Annotated in this window: 19 protein-coding genes and 1 riboswitch; of the genes, 8 read left to right on the top strand and 11 right to left on the bottom strand. The window is 61.0% G+C overall.

Annotation, left to right across the window (positions count from 1 at the left end):
* Nucleotides 1–77: 77 nt before the first annotated feature.
* Nucleotides 78–353 carry a DUF2798 domain-containing protein gene (locus tag VY732_RS16575; protein ID WP_077572627.1) on the top strand — a complete coding sequence of 92 codons (276 nt, stop codon included), beginning with the start codon at nucleotides 78–80 and terminating at the stop codon, nucleotides 351–353.
* A 136-nt stretch (nucleotides 354–489) separates the two neighbouring features.
* Here VY732_RS16575 and VY732_RS16570 read toward each other — a convergent pair whose 3' ends face one another.
* Nucleotides 490–1,260 carry an APH(3')-II family aminoglycoside O-phosphotransferase gene (locus tag VY732_RS16570; protein WP_331691194.1) on the bottom strand — a complete coding sequence of 257 codons (771 nt, stop codon included), beginning with the start codon at nucleotides 1,258–1,260 and terminating at the stop codon, nucleotides 490–492.
* A gap of 184 nt (nucleotides 1,261–1,444) precedes the next feature.
* On the opposite strand from VY732_RS16570, the gene VY732_RS16565 reads away from it, so the two are divergent.
* Complete coding sequence (locus VY732_RS16565) at nucleotides 1,445–3,232, top strand: thiamine pyrophosphate-requiring protein (protein WP_331691193.1); 1,788 nt, start codon at nucleotides 1,445–1,447, stop codon at nucleotides 3,230–3,232.
* Between the two features lie 153 nt (nucleotides 3,233–3,385).
* Nucleotides 3,386–4,102 (top strand): DUF72 domain-containing protein, encoded by a 717-nt coding sequence (locus VY732_RS16560; protein WP_331695880.1) that lies wholly within the window; start codon nucleotides 3,386–3,388, stop codon nucleotides 4,100–4,102.
* Nucleotide 4,103: 1 nt separating this feature from the next.
* Here the strand turns inward: VY732_RS16560 and mntP are convergent, their stop codons facing one another.
* The 3 genes from mntP to VY732_RS16545 form a co-directional block, all read right to left on the bottom strand.
* Nucleotides 4,104–4,667 carry a manganese efflux pump MntP gene (gene mntP, locus VY732_RS16555; RefSeq protein ID WP_093433172.1) on the bottom strand — a complete coding sequence of 188 codons (564 nt, stop codon included), beginning with the start codon at nucleotides 4,665–4,667 and terminating at the stop codon, nucleotides 4,104–4,106.
* 8 nt (nucleotides 4,668–4,675) lie between these two features.
* Nucleotides 4,676–4,847, bottom strand: a riboswitch (yybP-ykoY riboswitch).
* Between the two features lie 63 nt (nucleotides 4,848–4,910).
* Nucleotides 4,911–6,284, bottom strand: a complete 1,374-nt coding sequence (locus tag VY732_RS16550; protein ID WP_093433170.1) for an ATP-binding protein — start codon at nucleotides 6,282–6,284, stop codon at nucleotides 4,911–4,913.
* Entirely contained in the window at nucleotides 6,281–6,943 is a 663-nt protein-coding gene (locus VY732_RS16545; protein WP_331691192.1) for a response regulator, read from the bottom strand. The genes VY732_RS16550 and VY732_RS16545 overlap by 4 nt, the downstream gene beginning before the upstream one ends.
* A 169-nt stretch (nucleotides 6,944–7,112) precedes the next feature.
* On the opposite strand from VY732_RS16545, the gene VY732_RS16540 reads away from it, so the two are divergent.
* Genes VY732_RS16540 through VY732_RS16520 form a run of 5 tightly spaced genes read left to right on the top strand, consistent with a single transcriptional unit; the run spans nucleotide 7,113 to nucleotide 11,926 of the window.
* Nucleotides 7,113–7,379 (top strand): PepSY domain-containing protein, encoded by a 267-nt coding sequence (locus VY732_RS16540; protein WP_003225806.1) that lies wholly within the window; start codon nucleotides 7,113–7,115, stop codon nucleotides 7,377–7,379.
* Entirely contained in the window at nucleotides 7,379–7,924 is a 546-nt protein-coding gene (locus VY732_RS16535; protein ID WP_077572631.1) for a cytochrome b/b6 domain-containing protein, read from the top strand. Before VY732_RS16540 ends, VY732_RS16535 begins: the two co-directional genes overlap by 1 nt.
* 50 nt (nucleotides 7,925–7,974) lie before the next feature.
* Nucleotides 7,975–9,270, top strand: a complete 1,296-nt coding sequence (locus tag VY732_RS16530) for a sialidase family protein (protein WP_331691191.1) — start codon at nucleotides 7,975–7,977, stop codon at nucleotides 9,268–9,270.
* The gene (locus VY732_RS16525; protein ID WP_212621832.1) at nucleotides 9,267–9,878 is read left to right on the top strand and encodes a hypothetical protein; all 612 of its coding nucleotides are present in this window, start codon (nucleotides 9,267–9,269) and stop codon (nucleotides 9,876–9,878) included. Before VY732_RS16530 ends, VY732_RS16525 begins: the two co-directional genes overlap by 4 nt.
* Before the next feature lie 20 nt (nucleotides 9,879–9,898).
* Complete coding sequence (locus VY732_RS16520) at nucleotides 9,899–11,926, top strand: LTA synthase family protein (protein ID WP_331691190.1); 2,028 nt, start codon at nucleotides 9,899–9,901, stop codon at nucleotides 11,924–11,926.
* Nucleotides 11,927–12,446: 520 nt separating this feature from the next.
* Here VY732_RS16520 and VY732_RS16515 read toward each other — a convergent pair.
* The 7 genes from VY732_RS16515 to VY732_RS16485 all read right to left on the bottom strand — a co-directional run bounded on the left by VY732_RS16515 (nucleotide 12,447) and on the right by VY732_RS16485 (nucleotide 18,737).
* The gene (locus VY732_RS16515; RefSeq protein ID WP_077572635.1) at nucleotides 12,447–12,662 is read right to left on the bottom strand and encodes a hypothetical protein; all 216 of its coding nucleotides are present in this window, start codon (nucleotides 12,660–12,662) and stop codon (nucleotides 12,447–12,449) included.
* 118 nt (nucleotides 12,663–12,780) lie between these two features.
* Entirely contained in the window at nucleotides 12,781–14,460 is a 1,680-nt protein-coding gene (locus tag VY732_RS16510; protein ID WP_331691189.1) for an MFS transporter, read from the bottom strand.
* A gap of 188 nt (nucleotides 14,461–14,648) precedes the next feature.
* Nucleotides 14,649–15,416 (bottom strand): phosphonate ABC transporter, permease protein PhnE, encoded by a 768-nt coding sequence (phnE, locus tag VY732_RS16505; RefSeq protein ID WP_077572637.1) that lies wholly within the window; start codon nucleotides 15,414–15,416, stop codon nucleotides 14,649–14,651.
* The gene (locus VY732_RS16500; RefSeq protein WP_137216863.1) at nucleotides 15,413–16,237 is read right to left on the bottom strand and encodes a PhnE/PtxC family ABC transporter permease; all 825 of its coding nucleotides are present in this window, start codon (nucleotides 16,235–16,237) and stop codon (nucleotides 15,413–15,415) included. Before VY732_RS16500 ends, phnE begins: the two co-directional genes overlap by 4 nt.
* A complete protein-coding gene (locus VY732_RS16495) occupies nucleotides 16,231–17,028 on the bottom strand; it encodes a phosphonate ABC transporter ATP-binding protein (RefSeq protein ID WP_331691188.1) in 798 nt (265 codons plus the stop codon). Before VY732_RS16495 ends, VY732_RS16500 begins: the two co-directional genes overlap by 7 nt.
* Complete coding sequence (locus VY732_RS16490; protein WP_137216861.1) at nucleotides 17,025–17,888, bottom strand: putative selenate ABC transporter substrate-binding protein; 864 nt, start codon at nucleotides 17,886–17,888, stop codon at nucleotides 17,025–17,027. Before VY732_RS16490 ends, VY732_RS16495 begins: the two co-directional genes overlap by 4 nt.
* 129 nt (nucleotides 17,889–18,017) lie before the next feature.
* Nucleotides 18,018–18,737, bottom strand: a complete 720-nt coding sequence (locus tag VY732_RS16485; RefSeq protein WP_331691187.1) for an SDR family NAD(P)-dependent oxidoreductase — start codon at nucleotides 18,735–18,737, stop codon at nucleotides 18,018–18,020.
* Nucleotides 18,738–18,771 lie beyond the last annotated feature (34 nt).

The following is an 18,771-nucleotide window of genomic DNA, read 5'->3' as shown; positions in this document are numbered from 1 at the left end:
CCTGCGGTTGATCGTCTAGTTACGCGGGTGCGGCCTTGCTAACGTGCGGTCTCCCTGTCACTGGATGGAAAAGCCATATGAATCAAAGAACCAACGCCGAAGCCTTGATCATCAGCCGCCGCAAGCTGTCGCCGCGTGCCACGCCGTATGTGTTTGCACTGTACATGGCGACGATCATGGCGTTTCTGATGTCGCTGGTGATCACCGCCGCCAATTCCGGCATTGATAACGACTACCTGAGTAATGCCTTGCATGCCTACAAGCTGGCGATGCCCGCGGCGTTCATGTGCATCCTGGTCGTGCGGCCGATCGTGATCAAACTGGTGGCGTGGACGGTGCATCCGCATTGTTGAAACGCCCCGTCTCGGCAGTGACTGTTCTGACGTCTTCGCGAGCAGGCTCGCTCCCACATTTAGACCGCGATCCCCTGTGGGAGCGAGCCTGCTCGCGAATGGCCTCACCACCGATAGACAGGTCTTGTGGGGTGCCTCAGAAAAACTCGTCGAGCAGCTGATAAAAGGCGATCCGCTGTAGATCCGGCTCCACGCCATACACCTCGAAAAACAACGGCAGCCACTGCTCGCCAAGGTTGTCCGTGATGCTGTGCGCGGCTAGCGCCAAATCCTGATAACGATCAGCGACGCCGAGTCGCCCGCAGTCGACAAACCCACTGAAGCGGCCCTCGTCGGCGAGCAGATTGGGCAGGCACGCATCGCCATGAGTCACCACCAGATCTTCCTGCGTCGGACGTGTGGCGAGCAACTGCTGGAACACGGTTTCGGCGGATTGTCCCAGGCGCGAATCATCGAAGTCTTCTTCGTCGATCAGCCCGGCGAGCAGGTGTTCGCGGGCCCGTGTGATCTTCTGCTCCAGACTGTGATCGAACGGACAACTGTCGATCGCCACCGCGTGCAGTGTGCGCAGTGCCTGCGCCGCGAGCGCGACGATCTGCTCCGGCGAAAGGTGCTCGCTGCTGGCAAGATCCCGGCCCGGCACGGCGGTCATCAACAGCCAGTTGTGTTGCGCTTGCGTGGTGGTGTCGAGCACACGCGGCGCCGGTAAATCCTGCGTCGCCAGCCAGCGTAAGCGCTGCACTTCACCGGGCAACTCGCCCCAGGTCATCACTTGTTCGGTTTTGACGAACTGCGGCGCCGCCCCGGCAGGTGTAATCCGCCATACATCGGCGCGCGACTCGCCAATGGTCTGCTGTTCAATGGCCGCACCGGCAAATTGGCTGCGCCATGCTGCGGGGAAATCCATGTCTTTTGTCCTTGCAATTATCGAAGTGCGCATTGTGCCGTTCTGGCGGTTTGGTGCGCAAACACGGATCGGTTCAGGAAATCCATCGAAACTTCGCCAACAACCCAACTGTCCAGACCCTTACACGTCCCGGCGGATGTTCTGTCGGGACAGCTCCATGCAGCGGAGAAAGACGAGGATCGAGATGACGATGACAGTGGGAGACTTTCTGGTTGAGCGGCTCAGCGAATGGGGCGTTACGCGGATTTTTGGTTACCCGGGTGACGGCATCAACGGCGTGTTCGGCGCGCTCAGTCGGGCCAAGGGAAAAATCGAATTCATCCAGGCACGGCATGAAGAAATGGCCGCGTTCATGGCCTCGGCGCATGCCAAGTTCACGGGGGAATTGGGGGTGTGTATCGCCACCTCCGGGCCCGGCGCCTCGCACCTGATCACCGGCCTTTACGATGCACGCCTGGATCACATGCCGGTGTTGGCCATCGTCGGTCAGCAAGCACGCACCGCGCTCGGCAGTCACTATCAACAAGAGCTTGATCTGGTGTCGATGTTCAAAGACGTCGCCGGGGCATTTGTGCAGCAGGCGTCGGCGCCTTCGCAGGTGCGGCATTTGCTCGATCGCGCAGTGCGCACGGCCGTGGGCGAACGCCGGGTAACCGCGCTGATTCTGCCCAACGATTTGCAGGAACTGAAGTATGAAGCACCGGCGCGCGCCCATGGCACCGCACATTCCGGGGTGGGTTACACGAAACCCAAAGTGCTGCCTTATGACGAGGATCTGCAGCGGGCCGCCGCGGTTTTGAATGCGGGCGAGAAGGTCGCCATTCTGGTTGGCGCCGGGGCTTTGCAGGCGACCGACCAAGTCATCGCGGTGGCCGAAAAGCTCGGCGCCGGTGTCGCCAAGGCCCTGTTGGGCAAAGCCGCGTTGCCGGACGATCTGCCTTGGGTCACCGGCAGCATCGGCCTGCTCGGCACCGAACCGAGCTACAAACTGATGAACGAATGCGACACTTTGCTGATGATCGGCTCAGGTTTTCCGTACTCGGAATTTCTGCCCAAGGAAGGTCAGGCGCGCGGTGTACAGATCGATTTGCAGCCGGACATGCTCAGCCTGCGTTATCCGATGGAGGTCAATCTGGTCGGCGACTCGGCGGAAACCCTCGCCGCGTTATTGCCACTGCTCGAGCAGAAAACCTCCAACAAGTGGCGCAAGAAAGTCGAAGGCTGGCGCAGCAGTTGGGAGAAAACCCTCGAAAGACGCGCCATGGCCAAGGCTGATCCGGTCAACCCGCAACGAGTGGTCTATGAGCTGTCGCCACGCTTGCCCGATGAGGCCATCATCACCAGCGACTCCGGCTCCTGCGCCAACTGGTTCGCCCGTGACCTGAAAATCCGCCGTGGCATGCAGTGCTCGTTGTCCGGTGGCCTGGCGTCCATGGGCGCCGCTGTGCCTTACGCGATTGCCGCGAAGTTTGCTTATCCCGAGCGTTCGGTCATTGCGTTGGTGGGCGATGGCGCGATGCAGATGAACAACATGGCCGAACTGATCACCGTCGCCAAATACTGGCGGCAGTGGGCGAGTCCGAAATGGATCTGCGCGGTGTTCAACAACGAGGATCTCAATCAGGTCACGTGGGAGCAGCGGGTGATGGAGGGCGATCCGAAGTTCGAAGCGTCGCAAAGTATCCCGGACGTGCCTTACCACTTGTTCGCCATTTCCATTGGCCTGAAAGGCATCTTTGTCGATCGCGAAGAAGACGTCGCCGCTGCGTGGGAAAAGGCACTGGCCTCGGAAGTGCCGGTGGTGATCGAGTTCAAGACCGACCCGAACGTGCCGCCCTTGCCGCCGCACATCAAGCTTGAGCAGGCGAAGAAATTCGCCACGACATTGTTCAAGGGCGATCCGGATGAAGCCGGGGTGATCGTGCAAACCGCCAAGCAGGTGCTCGGCGCCGTGTTGCCCGGGAAAAAATAACCGGTTTACACGGAAGATTGATTTGATCGTTCCCACGCTCGGCGTGGTAATGCAGCCCGTGACGCTCCGCGTCACTGGACGCGAAGCGTCCCTTGAGGCATTCCCACGCAGAGCGTAGGAACGATCAGGCAGGAGAAACCCGGAGGTGTGCTTTTGATTTTCATCGGTTGTGCCGGCTGGAGTCTGGGGCGCGAACACTGGCCGGTATTTCCCCTGGAGGGCACGCATTTGCAGCGCTACGCCGCGCGCCTCAATGGCGTGGAAATCAACAGCTCGTTCTACCGTCCGCATCGCCGGCAAACCTATGAGCGTTGGGCCGATGGCGTACCGGAGGCCTTCCGGTTTTCGGTGAAAATGCCCAAACACATCACCCATGAGTTACGCCTGGCAGGTTGCGAGGCGGCGCTGGACAGGTTTCTGGCTGAATGCGGCGGTCTGGGCGAACGCTTGGGCTGCTTGCTGGTGCAGTTACCACCTTCGCTGGCGTTTGACGCCGCCAGCGCCGAAACCTTTTTCACGACATTGCGCGAGCGCTTCTCCGGCGCAGTGGTGCTCGAGCCAAGGCATGAATCGTGGGTCAGCGCCGAGCCGATATTAATGACTCACCGGATCACCCAAGCAGCAGTTGATCCTGCGCGCATCAGCCGTGATATTTCGCCAGCCGGCTGGACGGGAACCCAGTATTGGCGCCTGCACGGCTCACCGCGCATTTACCACAGCGCCTACGATTCACCTTATCTGCAACACCTCGCACACGCCTTGCTGTCAGCGACCGCTGCAGGTGCCACGACCTGGTGCATTTTCGACAATACCGCCAGCGGCGCAGCGCTGGGCAATGCCTTGGCGCTGGCGACGCTGACCTCCGCTTGAATCAGGCCGACAGGTGCTCATACAGAATCGTCGCACCGACAATCATCAGCACCACGCCCCCGACGATTTCCGCACGCTTGCCAACCACAGCACCGAGCACTCGGCCGAGCATCACGCCAATAGTCACCATGGTCATGGTCGCCAGACCGATCGCCGCTGCCGCGACCCAGATGTTCACGTCGACAAACGCCAGGCCGACGCCGACCGCGAGGGCATCGATGCTGGTGGCAAACGCGGTAACGGCGAGAATCAGGAAGGAGTGCGAACCGGGTTTTTCTTCCTCTTCTTCTTCGTGTTTCAGACCGTTGTAGATCATGTGCAGGCCGAGAACCAGCAGCAGGGTGAAGGCGATCCAGTGGTCCCATTCAGCCACCCAGCGAGTCGCTGCCTGACCGATCAACCAGCCGATGATGGGCGTGATGGCTTCGATCACGCCGAAGATCAAACCGGTGCGCAGGGCTTCGGTGAGGCGTGGTTTGTGCAGGCTGGAGCCTTTGCCGATGGCGGCGGCGAACGCATCCGTGGACATGGCCAGAGCGAGGAAAATGAGGGAAACAGGATTCACGGGGGCACACTTCCAGTCGGGCTATGAGTCAACGACACAACCACACGCCCGACTTTAGGCATGGATGTGTCGTCGGTCTCACCAACCAAAAGGTGTTCGCACCACGGCATGTTGCCGAGAATGTTGATACGAACGCTTCCGAAAGGCTCGGAAACAGGCTACTCCCCAACGAGGCTGCGGATCTTAACAGGTCGATATGAAAATTTCGTCCAAACCATTGCGTCTGACGTCAGGTGCAGCACGTCACGCGGGTTTCTCGTTGATGCGCAATTCAGCACACAAGCCCCCCTGCGGCAGGTTGTATAGCTGCAGGGTGCTGCCGACCTTGCTGACGATCATCTGCACAATCGCCAGGCCCAATCCGGCGCCATTGGCGTGGCCGTGGCTGTAGAAACGCTCAAACAGACGCGCGTAGTCGGCTTCGTCGATGCCGGGACCAGCGTCCTCGACACTGATGTAAACCGCGCCGGATGCCTGCGGCTGGACCTGCACGCGCACTTCGCTGCCGGGCGGGGCGAAGTTCAAGGCGTTGGTGACCAGATTCTGCAGGGCGATGGCCAGCGCCACAGGATCGGTTTCGACCGGGCAGTGATGATCGCTGTCGAGAATCAGTTCGACGTCCTTTTCCCAGGCCAGTGGCGCCAGTTCAGCGAGTTCTTCGCGCACCAGCGCGGTAAGTTCCACCGGACTATTTTGCGGGTTGGCCAGGCGCGGCTCGATGCGCGCCATGGTCAGCAACTGGCTGGCAATACGGGTCGCGCGGTCTACGGCGCTGACCAGAAACTCCAGCGCTTCTTCGCGTTGTTGCGCGGTACTGGCAAGCTGCGCGTTTTGCGCATGGATGCGCAGGATCGCTAGCGGCGTGCGCAATTCATGGGCGGCATCGGCGATAAAGCGGCGTTCGCGGGCGAGCAGATTGTCGATCTGCTGCAGCAGGCGATTGAGCGCGGTTTGCATCGGTTCAAGGTCGTGGGGCAGGGGCCTGAGGTTCAGCGGCTTGAGGCTGTCGGTGTTGCGCCCGCGAATGGTCTGCGCCATGGCGCGCAACGGTTGCAGCCCCCAGCCAATCGTCAGCCAGATCAGAACCGTCAGCACTGGTACGCCGATCACGCTCGGCCACAACGTGTGGCCAACAATACGCTCGATCAGATCCTGCCGAATGTCATCGCGTTCACCCACCCAGATCAACAACCCTTGCTGCGCGTCCTTGAGCAGAAAGGCGCACCAGTCGCGGCCGTTTTCCATCAGATCATGAGAACCGAGGGTGGTCGGCGGCGCAGTAAGTTCCGGTGCTTCGGCCGAGCGCATCAGCAATTGCCCGTCGCTGCGCCAGACCTGAAAGGTCAGACGGGTTTCGTAGGGATGTGCTGCCTCGCCATCGCCGACCCGGCTCATCGCTTCATCGAAGGCCTGATGCAGCCGCTGCCAGTCGTTATCGCCTGGGGCGCGTTGCGCCAGCACACCCTGAAGCAGGCGTGCGCTCTGCGCCAGTTGTGCGTCGTAGACCTCTTCGATTTCATGATGGCTGTCGCGCAATACCAGCCAACTGATCAGCACATCGCCCATCAACACCAGGATCAGCACCGGTACCAGAATCCGCGCACGTATCGAGATCATGCTTTGCCCGCCACCACGTAACCGACGCCGCGTACGGTGCGGATCAACTCGGTCGAGAGTTTTTTGCGCAGGTTGTGGATCAGCACTTCGAGGGTGTTGCTCTCGACCCGTTCCTGCCAGCCATACAGCGCCCCCGAAAGACGCTCGCGGGTGACGACTTTGCCAGGCCGGGCCAGCAGTTGATGCAGCAGTTGATATTCCATCGGCGTCACCACCACCTCGTTGCCGTGCCAGGTGACTTGTTGACTGACCGGATCAAGGCACACGCCGGCATGTTCCAGCACAGGTTGCGCGCGGCCCTGACTGCGCCGCAGCAACGCGCGGATGCGCGCCTTCAACTCATCGACATCGAACGGTTTGATCAGGTAGTCGTCGGCGCCGGCATCGAGGCCGGCGATGCGCTCGGCGGTGCCATCGCGGGCGGTGAGGATCAGCACCGGCAGGTCCCGTTGTTCGCTGCGCAGTTGTTGCAGCAAGGCCAGACCGTCGAGCCGTGGCAGGCCGAGGTCAAGCAGCAGCAGATCGAAGCTTTCACTGCGCAGGGCATGCAAGGCACTGACCCCGTCCTGCAACCAGTCGAGGGTATAGCCCTCGTTGCTCAGGGCAACGCGAATGCCTTGTCCGAGGGCACGATCATCTTCGACCAGAAGCAGGCGCATGGTGATTCTCTGTTGGCGGAACGGGTTGGGATGGACGGCATCATGCCGCCGCGCCGAGCGTCTTGGCAGGCCATCCGACGGGAAAGATGTAACGGTTCGTTGCCAACTAAGCTTTCACTAAGGTTGCTTTTGCACAGTGAGGTCTTTCTCATCCAGCGAGAGTGATTCCATGCGCAAACTGCTGCTGTTGTCTTTGATCGTCGCCAGCCCTCTGGCCATTGCCGGCCCGCAATGCACCACTGCCGAGCGCTCGCAATGGCAAGACCAGAAGGCCTTTCAGGAACAGCTGAAAGCCCAGGGTTACGAGATCAGCAAGTTCAAGGTCACCGACGGCAACTGCTACGAGATCTACGGCTTCGACAAGGACAAGCGCAAGGTCGAGATCTACCACGACCCGGTCAGCGGTAAAGCGGTCAAGACCGAGATCAAGGGCTGATGCCGAGCGCGTCCCTACGCCTGTGGGATCCCGTGGTGCGGCTGTTTCATCTGTCGATTGCGGGCGTCTTCGTCGCCAATTATTTCTTCAATGAAGCGGGTGACGACTGGCATGTCTGGCTCGGCTATTACGCCATGGGTTGGTTGCTGGTACGCACGGTGTGGGGATTTATCGGGCCGCGCAGTGCCCGTTGGGCGGACTTCTGGCCGACCCCGACGCGCCTGCTGGCCCATGCGCGCTCACTGCTCGCCGGGCGGCCCGAGCATCGCCTCGGCCACTCGCCGATCGGTGCGCTGGTGATGATCCTGATGTTGCTGGCGTTGTTCACCGTGGGTCTCAGTGGCTGGGCGATGGAAGAAATCGACGCCTTGTGGGGTGCCGATTGGCCGTTGTCGGTCCACGAAACGGCGGCCGACAGTCTGCTTGTGCTGGTGTGCATTCACATCGCTGCTGCCGTGTTTGAAAGTTTTCAGGTTCGCGACAACTTGCCGTTGTCGATGCTCACCGGGCGCCGTCGCCGATTGCCAAATGATTCGACGCGCTGACAAGGACGTCTGCCCATTGTTAACCCTCCTGTCCTTGCCGCGAGCCCCTTATGCGTGCGTTGTCCTTTCGCTTGACGTTCATTCTCGGCAGCCTCGCGGTGTGCCTGATCTTTCTGGCCGCGTGGCGCAGTCATCCACCCCATGTGCTGGCGCCATTTGCGTTGTCGACAGCGCCGGTCGATGGCGCAATGCAAGCGTCGGAACCGATGTACAGCAGTCGTTTCGTTTCCTCGCAACTGGATGATTTTGTGCATTCCTCTTCGGTCACCGCGCTGCCTGGCGGGGACTTGATGGCCGTGTGGTTTGCCGGCTCGCGCGAAGGCGCTGCCGACGTGCAGATCCGCACGGCGCGCTTTGATGCAAAAAGTGCGGAGTGGGGCGCCGAACAGGTGCTGGCCACCCGCGAGCAAACCCGCGACGGCACCCAGCGCTATATCCGCAAGCTCGGTAACCCGGTGATCGCGCTCGCGCCGGACGGGCGCTTGTGGATGTTCTACGTCTCGGTGTCCGTAGGCGGTTGGGCCACCAGTGCGATCAACGTGATGGTCTCTGCCGACATGGGCCGTGAATGGTCGACGCCGCGTCAGTTGATCACCTCGCCGTTTTTCAACATCAGCACACTGGTACGCGCGGCGCCGGTGTTCCATGCCGATGGCTCGATCGGCTTGCCGGTGTATCACGAGTTCATGGGCAAGTTCGCCGAGTACCTGTACCTGAGCGCCGACGGTGCAGTCATCGACAAATTCCGCATCAGCCGTGGCAAGCACTCGTTGCAGCCGACCATCGTGCCGCTGGATGGCCGCCGCGCCGTGGCGATGCTGCGTTATGCCGGTGACACCCATCATCGCGTGTTGGCCAGCCGCACCGACGATGCCGGCCAGACCTGGAGCGAACCGTATCCGCTGGAGCCGGCCAACCCCAACTCGTCGCTGGCAGCGGTAGGCACGGCTGACGACGGTTTGCTGGTCGCGCTCAACGACCTGCGCGACGGGCGTTTCAAATTGAGCCTGTACGGCACCGATGCCAATCTCAACGACTGGCGCAGTGTGATTGAACTCGATCAGTCACCGGATCCGCTCGGTCAGCCGTTCTCGCCCGAGGCGTACAAAGCCATTATCGGCGAGGGTTTCCGATCCTCCAGCGGTGCCCGCCGCCTGCCGTTGGAACAGCGCTTTCTGAGCAATCTCGACTACCGCGTGTGCAAACCGCGCGGCTGTGATTTCGAGTACGAATATCCGTATTTCAGCCGGGGTTCGGACGGTCTCTATCACTTGGTGTATTCGTGGAATAACACCTTCATCAAACATGTCAGCTTCAACGATGCCTGGCTGGCGGAGCGTCTGTGATGTTTCTTTGGCAAGCCCATTTGAGTTTTGTCCTGCTCGGTTTTGTTCTGCTGAGTGCCTTTCACTTCACCCGGCCATGGCGCCCGTGGCTGTTGCCGCTGTTGGCGCTGGCCGGTTTTATCCCGGTCAACGATCTGCCGCTGGCAGCCTATGTGCGCAGCTTTACCGATGATCTGGCGATCACCACGCTGGTGTTGCTGGGCTGGGTCTGTCTGCTGCGCCTGGGCGTGGTTCAGCCGTCGCCAACGGTCAAGCGCGTTCAGGTGCTGGTGTTGTTTACCGTATTGGCACTGATTCTGTATCCGGCAACGATGGGCCTGACTTACGTCGATCCGTACCGCTGGGGCTTTAATCCACGGCCGATGATTGTGCTGATCGGGCTGAGCACATTGGCCCTGTTGTGGCTGCGCAACGGCTTGGGCGTAGCGATGTTGGCGCTCGGCACGCTGGCCTTCGCGCTACGCCTCAAAGCCTCGGAAAACTATTGGGATTACCTGATCGATCCGCTGCTGGTGGGTTACTGCCTGGTGGCCGGTGCCGCGCTGTGCGTGCGCGAAGTCTGGCGCCTGTTGCGGCCGGTCCCGGCCGTGCCGACGTCTTCAATCTGATCACCACACAGAGGTTTACGATGGGTTGGTTGCAATCGCGGCGCCTGCGCTACGGCGTCGGCGCGGCAGGTTTGGCGTTTTTACTGTTGGCCCTGCTGCGGCTGGTGTTCGTGCTGGGTTTTTCCGGTCTCGACATCAGCGCATTTGCCAACGACCCGCAACTGCGCGAAACCCTCGGCATTGGTCTGCGTTTCGACCTGCGTCTGGCAGTGTTGCTGATGTTGCCACTGGCCGTTCTGGCATGGTTGCCACGCTGGAACCTGACGCGCCTGCCGTTGCTGCGCCAAGTCGCGCGGGGTTACTGGTTGCTGGTGCTGGGCGTGGTCGGCCTGGTCTACATCATCGACTTCGGCCATTACGCCTACCTCGGCGTGCGCATCAACGCCACGGTGCTGCGTTATCTGGAGGATGCGCAGATCTCGCAGCAAATGGTCCGGGAAAGCTATCCAGTGCTATGGATTGCCCTCGGCTGGCTGGCGGTGCTGGGCGTGTGGTTCTACGGAATCGTGCGTCTGGAGCGCGCAACACTGACGCGGGAACCTCGCGCCATCCGCCGTACCTCGCTGGTCGTGGGCAGCGCTTTCGGCCTGGTCGCCGTGCTGCTGGCGTTGCTCGGTCGTGTCGAAAATCTCAACCTGGAAAACCCGGTGCCGCTGCGCTGGAGCGATGCGTTTTTCTCCGGCAATGCGCAAATCGCCGCTGTAGGCCTCAACCCGGTGCTGTTCCTCTACGACACGCTCAAGGCCGGGCAGGCACAGTTCGATGAAGCCCAGGTGCGCCAGCATTACCCGCTGATTGCGCGTTATCTGGGCGTGAAACAAGCGGACGCGCAAACCCTGACATTCGAGCGCCAGCAAGCGGTGCAACCGTACCGGGTCGCCGGCGCGCCGAACGTGATGTTCGTCATGCTCGAATCGTTGGGCACCAGTGCGGTGGGCGCTTATGGCAACCCGCTGAACCCGACGCCGAACCTCGATCAACTGGCCACCGAGAGCTGGTTCTTCCGACACTTCTACGTGCCGGTCACCGGGACCGCCAAAACCGTCTGGGCGAGCATCACCGGGGTCCCGGACGTGACCCGTCAGGAGACCGCCACCCGCCATCCGCTGATCACCCGCCAGCACACGCTGATCAACGCGTTCACCGACTATCAAAAACTCTACATGATCGGCGGCAATGCCGGCTGGGCGAATATCAATGCGCTGATCCAGCAAAGCATCGAGGGCGTAAAGCTGTATCAGGAGAGTGACTGGCGTTCGCCGCTGGTGGATGTCTGGGGCATTTCTGACCTGGATCTGTTCAAGGAAAGCGACCGCATCCTGCGCGATCTGCCCAAGGACCGACCGTTCTTCGCCTACGTGCAAACCTCGGGCAACCACCGGCCGTTCACCATTCCCAAGGACAACGACGGTTTCCAGGTCAGTCATCTGTCGCTGGAACAAGTGCAAGCCGCCGGCTCGCGCAGCGTCGAGCAATACAACGCGGTGCGCCTGCTGGATTTCAACATCGGCAAGCTGATGGAACTGGCCAAGGCCGGCGGCTACTACGACAACACGATTTTCGTGTTCTTCGGCGACCACAACACCCGCATCAGCCAGATCCCGCACATGCCGCCGGCCTTCGAACAATTGGGGCTGGAAAGCAACCATGTGCCAATGCTGATCCATGCGCCGGGCATGCTCAAAGCCAAGGTGATCGATGAGGCGGTGGGGTTGGTGGATTTGCTGCCGACGGTGGCAGGCATGGCCGGTATCCCGTTCAGCAACGGCGCGATGGGCCGCGACATTCAGCAGCCCGCGCCGGAAGGCGAACGCGTGGTGCCGCTGGTATTGCGAGAAGGCACGTTCCCGTTGATTGGCGGCGTGACCCAGCATCATCTGCTGCAAATGCAACACGACGGCAGCGCGCCGACTCTGCATGACCTGCGCTCGGCGACACCGCGAGACAACGTCGCCGAGCAACACCCGCAGGAGTTTCAGCGGCTGGTGGAGCTGACGCGGGGGCTGCATGAAAGTGCGCGGCTGATGCTGTATCGCAATGTGCGCTGAGGAGCCCTCACCCTAACCCTCTCTCGGGGGGAGAGGGGACTGACCGCGTTGCTCGCGCAAGTTACGCCGACTTGAAATACCGAGTTGAACGCAAGATTTGAAAAGCGCACAAATCGGCGCCCTTTCCCCTCTCCCAGAGGGAGAGGGGACTGACCGCGTTGCTCGCGCAAGTTGCACCGACTTGAAATACCGAGTTGAACGCAAGATTTGAAAAGCGCACAAATCGGCGCCCTTTCCCCTCTCTCGGGGGAGAGGTGACTGACCGAAGTGGTGCGCCGACTTGAAAGACCGAGTTGAACGCAAGATTTGAAAAGCGCACAAATCGGCTCCCTTTCCCCTCTCTCGGGGGAGAGGGGACTGACCGCGTTGCTCGCGCAAGTTACGTCGACTTGAAATACCGAGTTGAATGCAAGATTTGAAAGGCGCACAAATCGGCTCCCTTTCCCCCTCGCCCCCTTGGGGGAGAGGGCTGGGGTGAGGGGGTAGAGCCAGCAGACGGTTGCGATCGCCTGAAAAAACACTAATTACCATCGGCCACTTTGCGCTCTATCTCATCGATCTTGCGCTGCAGCGTCTCGGCGTCCTGTTCCTTCACTCGGGTGGACGAAGGCGTGATGATCTCATCCACGGCTTCGCTGTCATCGTCCCGGTCTTCAAGATCGCGCTCGACCACATTCACCGGTTTGCCGGACGTGTCGGTTGGCGGGGCGTTCGGGGTTTTATCGTTGCTGTTCATGTGGGTGACCTCCAGTGGTGTAAACATTGGAGGCAGGCAGTGCGGCAGGCGTTCGATATTTTTGCCGGGTTGTGCCGAATGGCGCCCTCCCGCGATGGAGAGGGCGCGCTGACGGTGTTCAGTCCTTGAGAATGTCGCGATCCTTGGTTTCCGGCAGGAAGAACGTGCCCAGTATCGCCGTCATCACCGCGATCACGATCGGGTACCACAGCCCGTAGTAGATATCCCCGGTCGCGGCGACCATGGCAAACGCCACCGTCGGCAGGAAGCCGCCGAACCAGCCGTTGCCGATGTGATAGGGCAGTGACATCGAGGTGTAGCGGATGCGGGTCGGGAACAGCTCGACCAGCCACGCCGCGATCGGGCCATAAACCATGGTCACGTAGATCACCAGCACGGTGAGCAGGAGCAACACCATCGGGTAGTTGGTTTTCGCCGGGTCGGCTTTCTCCGGATAACCAGCCTCCTTAAGTGCGGTGCCGAGGGTCGCGGTGAACGCATCGTTGCGAGTCTTGAAGTCGGCGGCTGGCAGCACACTGCCTTCGAAACTCTCGACGACTTTGTCGCCAATGCGCACTTGCGCGACGGTGCCCGGTTCGGCGATCACGTTCTCATACGGGATCGCCCGTTTTGCCAGCAGGGTCTTCGCCAGGTCGCAGGAACTGGTGAATTTGGCCTTGCCCACCGGGTCGAACTGGAACGAACAGTGGTCCGGGTTGGCGATCACTTTGACCGGGTTTTTCTCCTGAGCGATGAACACGTCGGGATTACCGTACTGGGTCAGCGCGTGGAAGATCGGGAAGTAGGTCAGCGCCGCCAGAATACAGCCGACCATGATGATCGGCTTGCGCCCGATGCGGTCGGAGAGGCTGCCGAAAATGACGAAGAACGGCGTGCCGATCAGCAGTGAACCGGCAATCAGCAGGTTGGCGGTCTGCGGGTCGATCTTCAATGTCTGCAGCAGGAAGAACAACGCGTAGAACTGCCCGGTGTACCAGACCACCGCTTGCCCGGCCGTGCCGCCAAGCAGCGACATGATCACCACTTTGAGGTTGTCCCAGCGTGCAAAGGATTCGGTCAGCGGCGCTTTCGATGCCTTGCCTTCGGCCTTCATCTTCTGGAATACCGGTGATTCGCTCAGTTGCAGGCGGATGTATACCGAGACGATCAGCAGCAGGATCGACAGCAGAAACGGAATCCGCCAGCCCCACGCTTCGAACGCTTCAGTGCCCAGCGCAGTGCGGCAGGCGAGGATCACCAGCAATGAAAGGAACAGACCAAGCGTCGCAGTGGTTTGAATCCACGAGGTGAAGAAACCACGCCTGTTGCGTGGCGCATGCTCAGCCACATACGTCGCTGCACCGCCATACTCGCCGCCCAGCGCCAGACCTTGCAGCAGGCGCAGGGTAATAAGGATGACCGGCGCGGCGACGCCAATGGTCGCGTAACCGGGCAACAGTCCGACAATCGCCGTCGATACACCCATGATCACGATGGTGATCAGGAACGTGTGCTTGCGCCCAATCATGTCGCCGAGCCGGCCAAATACAATCGCCCCGAACGGCCGCACGGCAAACCCGGCGGCGAAGGCGAGCAGGGCGAAGATAAACGCGGTGGTTTCGTTGACACCGGCAAAGAAGTGCTTGGCGATGATCGCCGCCAGTGAACCGTAGAGGTAAAAGTCGTACCACTCGAAAACCGTGCCCAGGGACGAAGCGAAGATGACCTTGCGCTCCTCCTTGGTGATGCCGCCGCTGCGCGGTGGACTGCCGGTGGACGTTGTATAGGTTGTGGCCATGGGTGTTCTCCGTCGTGCTTATTGTTGTAGGCCGGAGTCCCCCGTTATTGCTCGTCTCACTCTGGCCTTGTGGCATATGCCGGAAGCGCTGTCGCGTGAAGCTTGCACAGTGTCGCCATCGCGCATTTGTGCAAGCTTTCCTGAAGCATAATCAGCTTCTGCCAGATATCCAGCCGCCGGCCTGCCTACTACGCCTTTACCCAGCGCTGCCGACTCCAGGCACTCAACCAGTCGACCACAAACACCAGCACCAGCATTGCCAGAATCACTGTGCTGGCCTGGGCTTCCTGAAACAGGCTCAGGCTCACATAGAGCATCTGACCCAGCCCGCCGGCACCGACAAAACCCAGCACGCTGGCCATGCGGATGTTGTTTTCCCAGCGGTACAGAATGTAGGCGAGCAGTTGCGGCGCAAGGTTCGGCAGCGTGCCGTAACAGAAGGCAAGGAGAGGATTGCCGCCCTGCAAACGAATGGCTTCGGCCGGTTGCGGCGGCGTATTTTCCAGAGCTTCGGCGAACAAGCGGCCAAGCACGCCGGTGGTGTGCAGGGCAAGGGCGAGGGTGCCGGCGTTCGGCCCGAGGCCGGCGGCAAGCACCATCAGCGCCGCCCAGACCAGTTCCGGAATCGCCCGCAAGGCGTTGAGCAGCAAGCGTGAGGCACTTTGCAGCGGCCAGCCGAAACGCCCGGCGGCGGGCAGTGCCAGGACGATGCCGAACACCGCCGCGAGTAGCGTGCCGAGGGCCGACATGGCCAAGGTTTCCAGCGAGCCGTGGAAGATTGCCCTGAGGTAATCGGCGCTCAGGTCCGGGCTGAGAAAGCGCTGCACGTAAGCGCCCATCTGCCTGAGGCTGGTAGCGCTGCCGAGTTCGCCAAGATCCAGCCCCAGATAAACGAAGGAAGCGATCACCGCCAGCGCAATGCCGGCGATCAGCAGCAGGTTGATCAAGCGATTCATGTCAGCCTCCAGCGCAGCAAGCGGCTGAGTTGATCGGCGGCCAACACCAGAACCAGGAAGCACAGCAGAATACTGGCGACTTCACCGCCGGCGAACATGCGGATCGACAGGTCGATCTGTTGTCCCAAGCCGCCAGCACCGACAAAACCCATCACGACCGAGGCGCGAATTGCGCATTCCCAGCGATAGACCGTATACGACAGCAGTTCCGACGCGACATTGGGCAACGTGCCGTAAGCAAACGCTGCCAGTCGGCCGCTCCCGGCCTGCAACAGTGCGTGCGCGGGACGCTGATCAGTGGACTCGAAAATCTCCGCGTAGACCTTGCCGAGCATGCCGCTGTAGGTGATGGCGATCGCCAGTACACCCGCCGCCGGACCAAGTCCAACAGCGCGGACAAACAACAGCGCCCAGACGATTTCCGGCACGCTGCGCAAAAAAATCAGCAGCCCGCGTACCGGCCAGCGCAGTAGACGTCCCAGTCGGCTGGGCACGCCACCGTGCGAGGCGGCGGACAGCGACAGCGCGCGACTGGCAAGCAGGCCGGCCGGTATCGCCAACAACAGCGCCAAGGCCATGCCGGCGGTGGCAATGGCCAGGGTTTGCAGGGTGGCTTTGAGCAGTAGCTGGAGAAACGCTTCGTCGTGCGCCGGAGGCCAGAATTGCGCGACGAAACGGCCCATTTCATTCTGGCTGTCGGGCAGCAACACGCCCAGATCCAGCTCACTGAGCTGAACGCCCGGCCACAGCAAGGCTATCGCCAGCAACGTCAGCAACAATCGCGGCCACGCCGCCGGATCGCGTGAATCGGCTTTCAGCATCGGGGAATCTGCACAGTCAGAGGCGCCACTGCAGCGGTCGGCGATTGCAGTTTTTCGTTGGCGTACAGCGCGTCGAGCATCTCGTGGCTGACTTGCCCGGAGGCGCAGTCGAACAGAACCTGCCCGTCGCGCAGGCCGATGATCCGTGGGAAGTGCGACAGCGCCAGATCCACCGCATGCAGGCTCGCCACCAGTGTGACGTTGTGTTCACGGGCATGCCGCGAGAGGATCGACAAGGTGTGCCCGGCCATGACCGGGTCCATCGCCGACACGGGTTCGTCGGCCAGCAGAATTTCCGGCGCCTGATACAACACGCGGGCAATGCCGACGCGCTGCAACTGGCCGCCGGACAATTGTTGGCAATGGGCGAAGAGTTTGTCGCCCAGATCCAGCCGCGCCAACGCTGCTCGCGCACCGGCCACATCCAGTGGATGCAGCAGATTCAAAAGGCTTTTACCCAGACTCCATTGGCCCAGCTTGCCGGCCAGTACGGCGGTGACAACGCGCTGACGCGGTGGCAATGGCGGCGCCTGATGCACCAGACCAATGCGCGCGCGCAGGCGCTGACGCTGGCGGGCGGACAAGTGCCAAGCACGTTCGCCGAGCACTTCGATGTCACCGCTGCTGGGCCGCAACGCGGTGGCCAGCAGGTTGAGCAAACTTGATTTCCCGGCCCCGGACGGGCCAATGATGGCGACCTGTTCACCAACGCCAATCTGCAAGTCGACACCGCGCAGGGCATCGACTCCATTGGCGTGGCGCAGGCTGCCCTGTGTGAGGCGTAGGGTCATTTCAGCAGTTCGGCGGCGCGGGCGGCTTCCTCGATGCCCTTGTAGTTCTCGGGCTTGGTGTCGATGAAGCGGCTGGCGGCCTGCAGATCAAGAATCTTTTTCTGCTCCGGGTTGGCCGGGTCCAGATCCAGGAAGGCTTTTTTGATCTTCGCCGCGAGTGCCGGGTCGAGGGTGCCGCGCACGGTCCAGTTGTAATCGAAGTAGGTCGGGGTGGTGGCGAAGACTTTGACCTTGTTGGTGTCGACCTTGCCGGCATCCACCAGTTTCTGCCAAACACTGGCGTTCAGCACGCCGGCGTCGACCTTGCCGGCCTGCACCCAGGCCACGGTGGCGTCGTGGGCGCCGGAGTAGGCGACACGGCTGAAATACGCCTCAGGCTTGATGTTGTCGTTTTTCAGCATGAAGTAACGCGGCATCAGGCTGCCGGAGGTGGACGACACCGAACCGAAGGCGAAGGTTTTGCCTTTCAAGTCGGCGAGGCTATGTACATTCGGGTCGGCGGTGATGAATTTGCTGGTGAATTGCGCATCCTGTTCGCGCTGCACCAGCGGGATCACCGGGGTGGTCGCGTCGGTCTTCAAGCGCGCCTGCACAAAGGTAAAACCGCCGAGCCAGGCCATGTCGAGGCGATCGGTCGCCAAGGCTTCAACCACTGCCGGGTAATCGGCCACCGGCACGAACTGCACTTTCATGCCCAGTTGCTGTTCCAGATAGGCACCCAACGGTTCGAACTTGCGCAGCAATTCGGTCGGCGCTTCATCGGGAATCGCGCTGACGCGTAAAACGTCAGCGGCTTGCACCATCAAGGTAGAAAATGACAGGGCCAGGCCGGCGGTCAGTGCCAGTGTTCGTTTGAGCATGGAATTCTCCGTTTCGTGAGCGTCAAAAAGTGTGAAGTGCTGAACCAGGGCGCTACGTGAGGGTAGACGAGTCGGCGAGGTTATACGTATTCCCACGCGCAAAGGCCAGCGCCATCAGGGCTGCAGTGGTCAAAAACGTTCGTCGAGTATCGCCGGAAGCGTGAGCTCCTTGATGTAGCTGGCCGAGGACAAACTGAGGATCATGCGCACCACGTCGACGACATCGTGTACGGGAATCAATTGACCCTCGCCGCGCTGCGACGCCACGTCCCGTGGCGTGCTCAGCAGGTCTTCGGTGTTCAGATAGCCAAGATTAAGGCTGGTGACTGCCAGACGCTGATGCCGGTAGCCTTCGCGCAATGTATCGGCGATCCCGCGCAGGGCGAATTTCGAGGCGCCGAAAGCGACTTCCGGGCGCCCGCTTTGTGGTAGGCCCGAGGTTGATCCGGTGAGGATGATTCTGGGATGGGGGCTTTTCAGCAGAAGGGGAAGCAGGCGTTTGATCAACAGGATCGTTGCGCTGATGTTGCAACTTACGATGGCTTGCAATTCGTCGTCCGGACTGTCGAGAAAGTCATAGGCTGGATCGAACGCCGACTCTTCCCAGATGCCAAGGTTGTAGATCAGCGTATCCAGCCCATCGTCGACGACCGCCTGCTCGACGGCGTGGGCGGCTTTGGCCGGGTTCATCAGATCGGCTTCCACCCAGCGTACTGGACGCTCGGCCTCGGACATCAAACCTTCGGGGCGCGTGCGGGACACACCAATCAACGTGTCTCCCGCGTTGCCCAATCCTTCGATAAACGCTCGACCCAAGCCTTTACTGGCACCCACCACCAAAATGTTCATCGATCCTCTCCCTGATCTGAATGCTGATGTGGGG

The organism is Pseudomonas sp. ZY71 (assembly GCF_036542145.1).
Classification (GTDB): Bacteria; Pseudomonadota; Gammaproteobacteria; order Pseudomonadales; family Pseudomonadaceae; genus Aquipseudomonas; species Aquipseudomonas koreensis_A.
Note: the sequence above shows the minus strand (reverse complement) of the source record. Positions and strands in the feature narration are given on the sequence as shown.

Bases quoted from the DNA above. Each gene is read 5' to 3' on its own strand.
- VY732_RS16575 (WP_077572627.1), top strand. From the start codon at position 78: ATGAATCAAAGAACCAACGCCGAAGCCTTGATCATCAGCCGCCGCAAG.
- VY732_RS16570 (WP_331691194.1), bottom strand. From the start codon at position 1,260: ATGGATTTCCCCGCAGCATGGCGCAGCCAATTTGCCGGTGCGGCCATT.
- VY732_RS16565 (WP_331691193.1), top strand. From the start codon at position 1,445: ATGACGATGACAGTGGGAGACTTTCTGGTTGAGCGGCTCAGCGAATGG.
- VY732_RS16550 (WP_093433170.1), bottom strand. From the start codon at position 6,284: ATGATCTCGATACGTGCGCGGATTCTGGTACCGGTGCTGATCCTGGTG.
- VY732_RS16545 (WP_331691192.1), bottom strand. From the start codon at position 6,943: ATGCGCCTGCTTCTGGTCGAAGATGATCGTGCCCTCGGACAAGGCATT.
- VY732_RS16540 (WP_003225806.1), top strand. From the start codon at position 7,113: ATGCGCAAACTGCTGCTGTTGTCTTTGATCGTCGCCAGCCCTCTGGCC.
- VY732_RS16535 (WP_077572631.1), top strand. From the start codon at position 7,379: ATGCCGAGCGCGTCCCTACGCCTGTGGGATCCCGTGGTGCGGCTGTTT.
- VY732_RS16530 (WP_331691191.1), top strand. From the start codon at position 7,975: ATGCGTGCGTTGTCCTTTCGCTTGACGTTCATTCTCGGCAGCCTCGCG.
- VY732_RS16520 (WP_331691190.1), top strand. From the start codon at position 9,899: ATGGGTTGGTTGCAATCGCGGCGCCTGCGCTACGGCGTCGGCGCGGCA.
- VY732_RS16515 (WP_077572635.1), bottom strand. From the start codon at position 12,662: ATGAACAGCAACGATAAAACCCCGAACGCCCCGCCAACCGACACGTCC.
- VY732_RS16510 (WP_331691189.1), bottom strand. From the start codon at position 14,460: ATGGCCACAACCTATACAACGTCCACCGGCAGTCCACCGCGCAGCGGC.
- phnE (WP_077572637.1), bottom strand. From the start codon at position 15,416: ATGAATCGCTTGATCAACCTGCTGCTGATCGCCGGCATTGCGCTGGCG.
- VY732_RS16500 (WP_137216863.1), bottom strand. From the start codon at position 16,237: ATGCTGAAAGCCGATTCACGCGATCCGGCGGCGTGGCCGCGATTGTTG.
- VY732_RS16495 (WP_331691188.1), bottom strand. From the start codon at position 17,028: ATGACCCTACGCCTCACACAGGGCAGCCTGCGCCACGCCAATGGAGTC.
- VY732_RS16490 (WP_137216861.1), bottom strand. From the start codon at position 17,888: ATGCTCAAACGAACACTGGCACTGACCGCCGGCCTGGCCCTGTCATTT.
- VY732_RS16485 (WP_331691187.1), bottom strand. From the start codon at position 18,737: ATGAACATTTTGGTGGTGGGTGCCAGTAAAGGCTTGGGTCGAGCGTTT.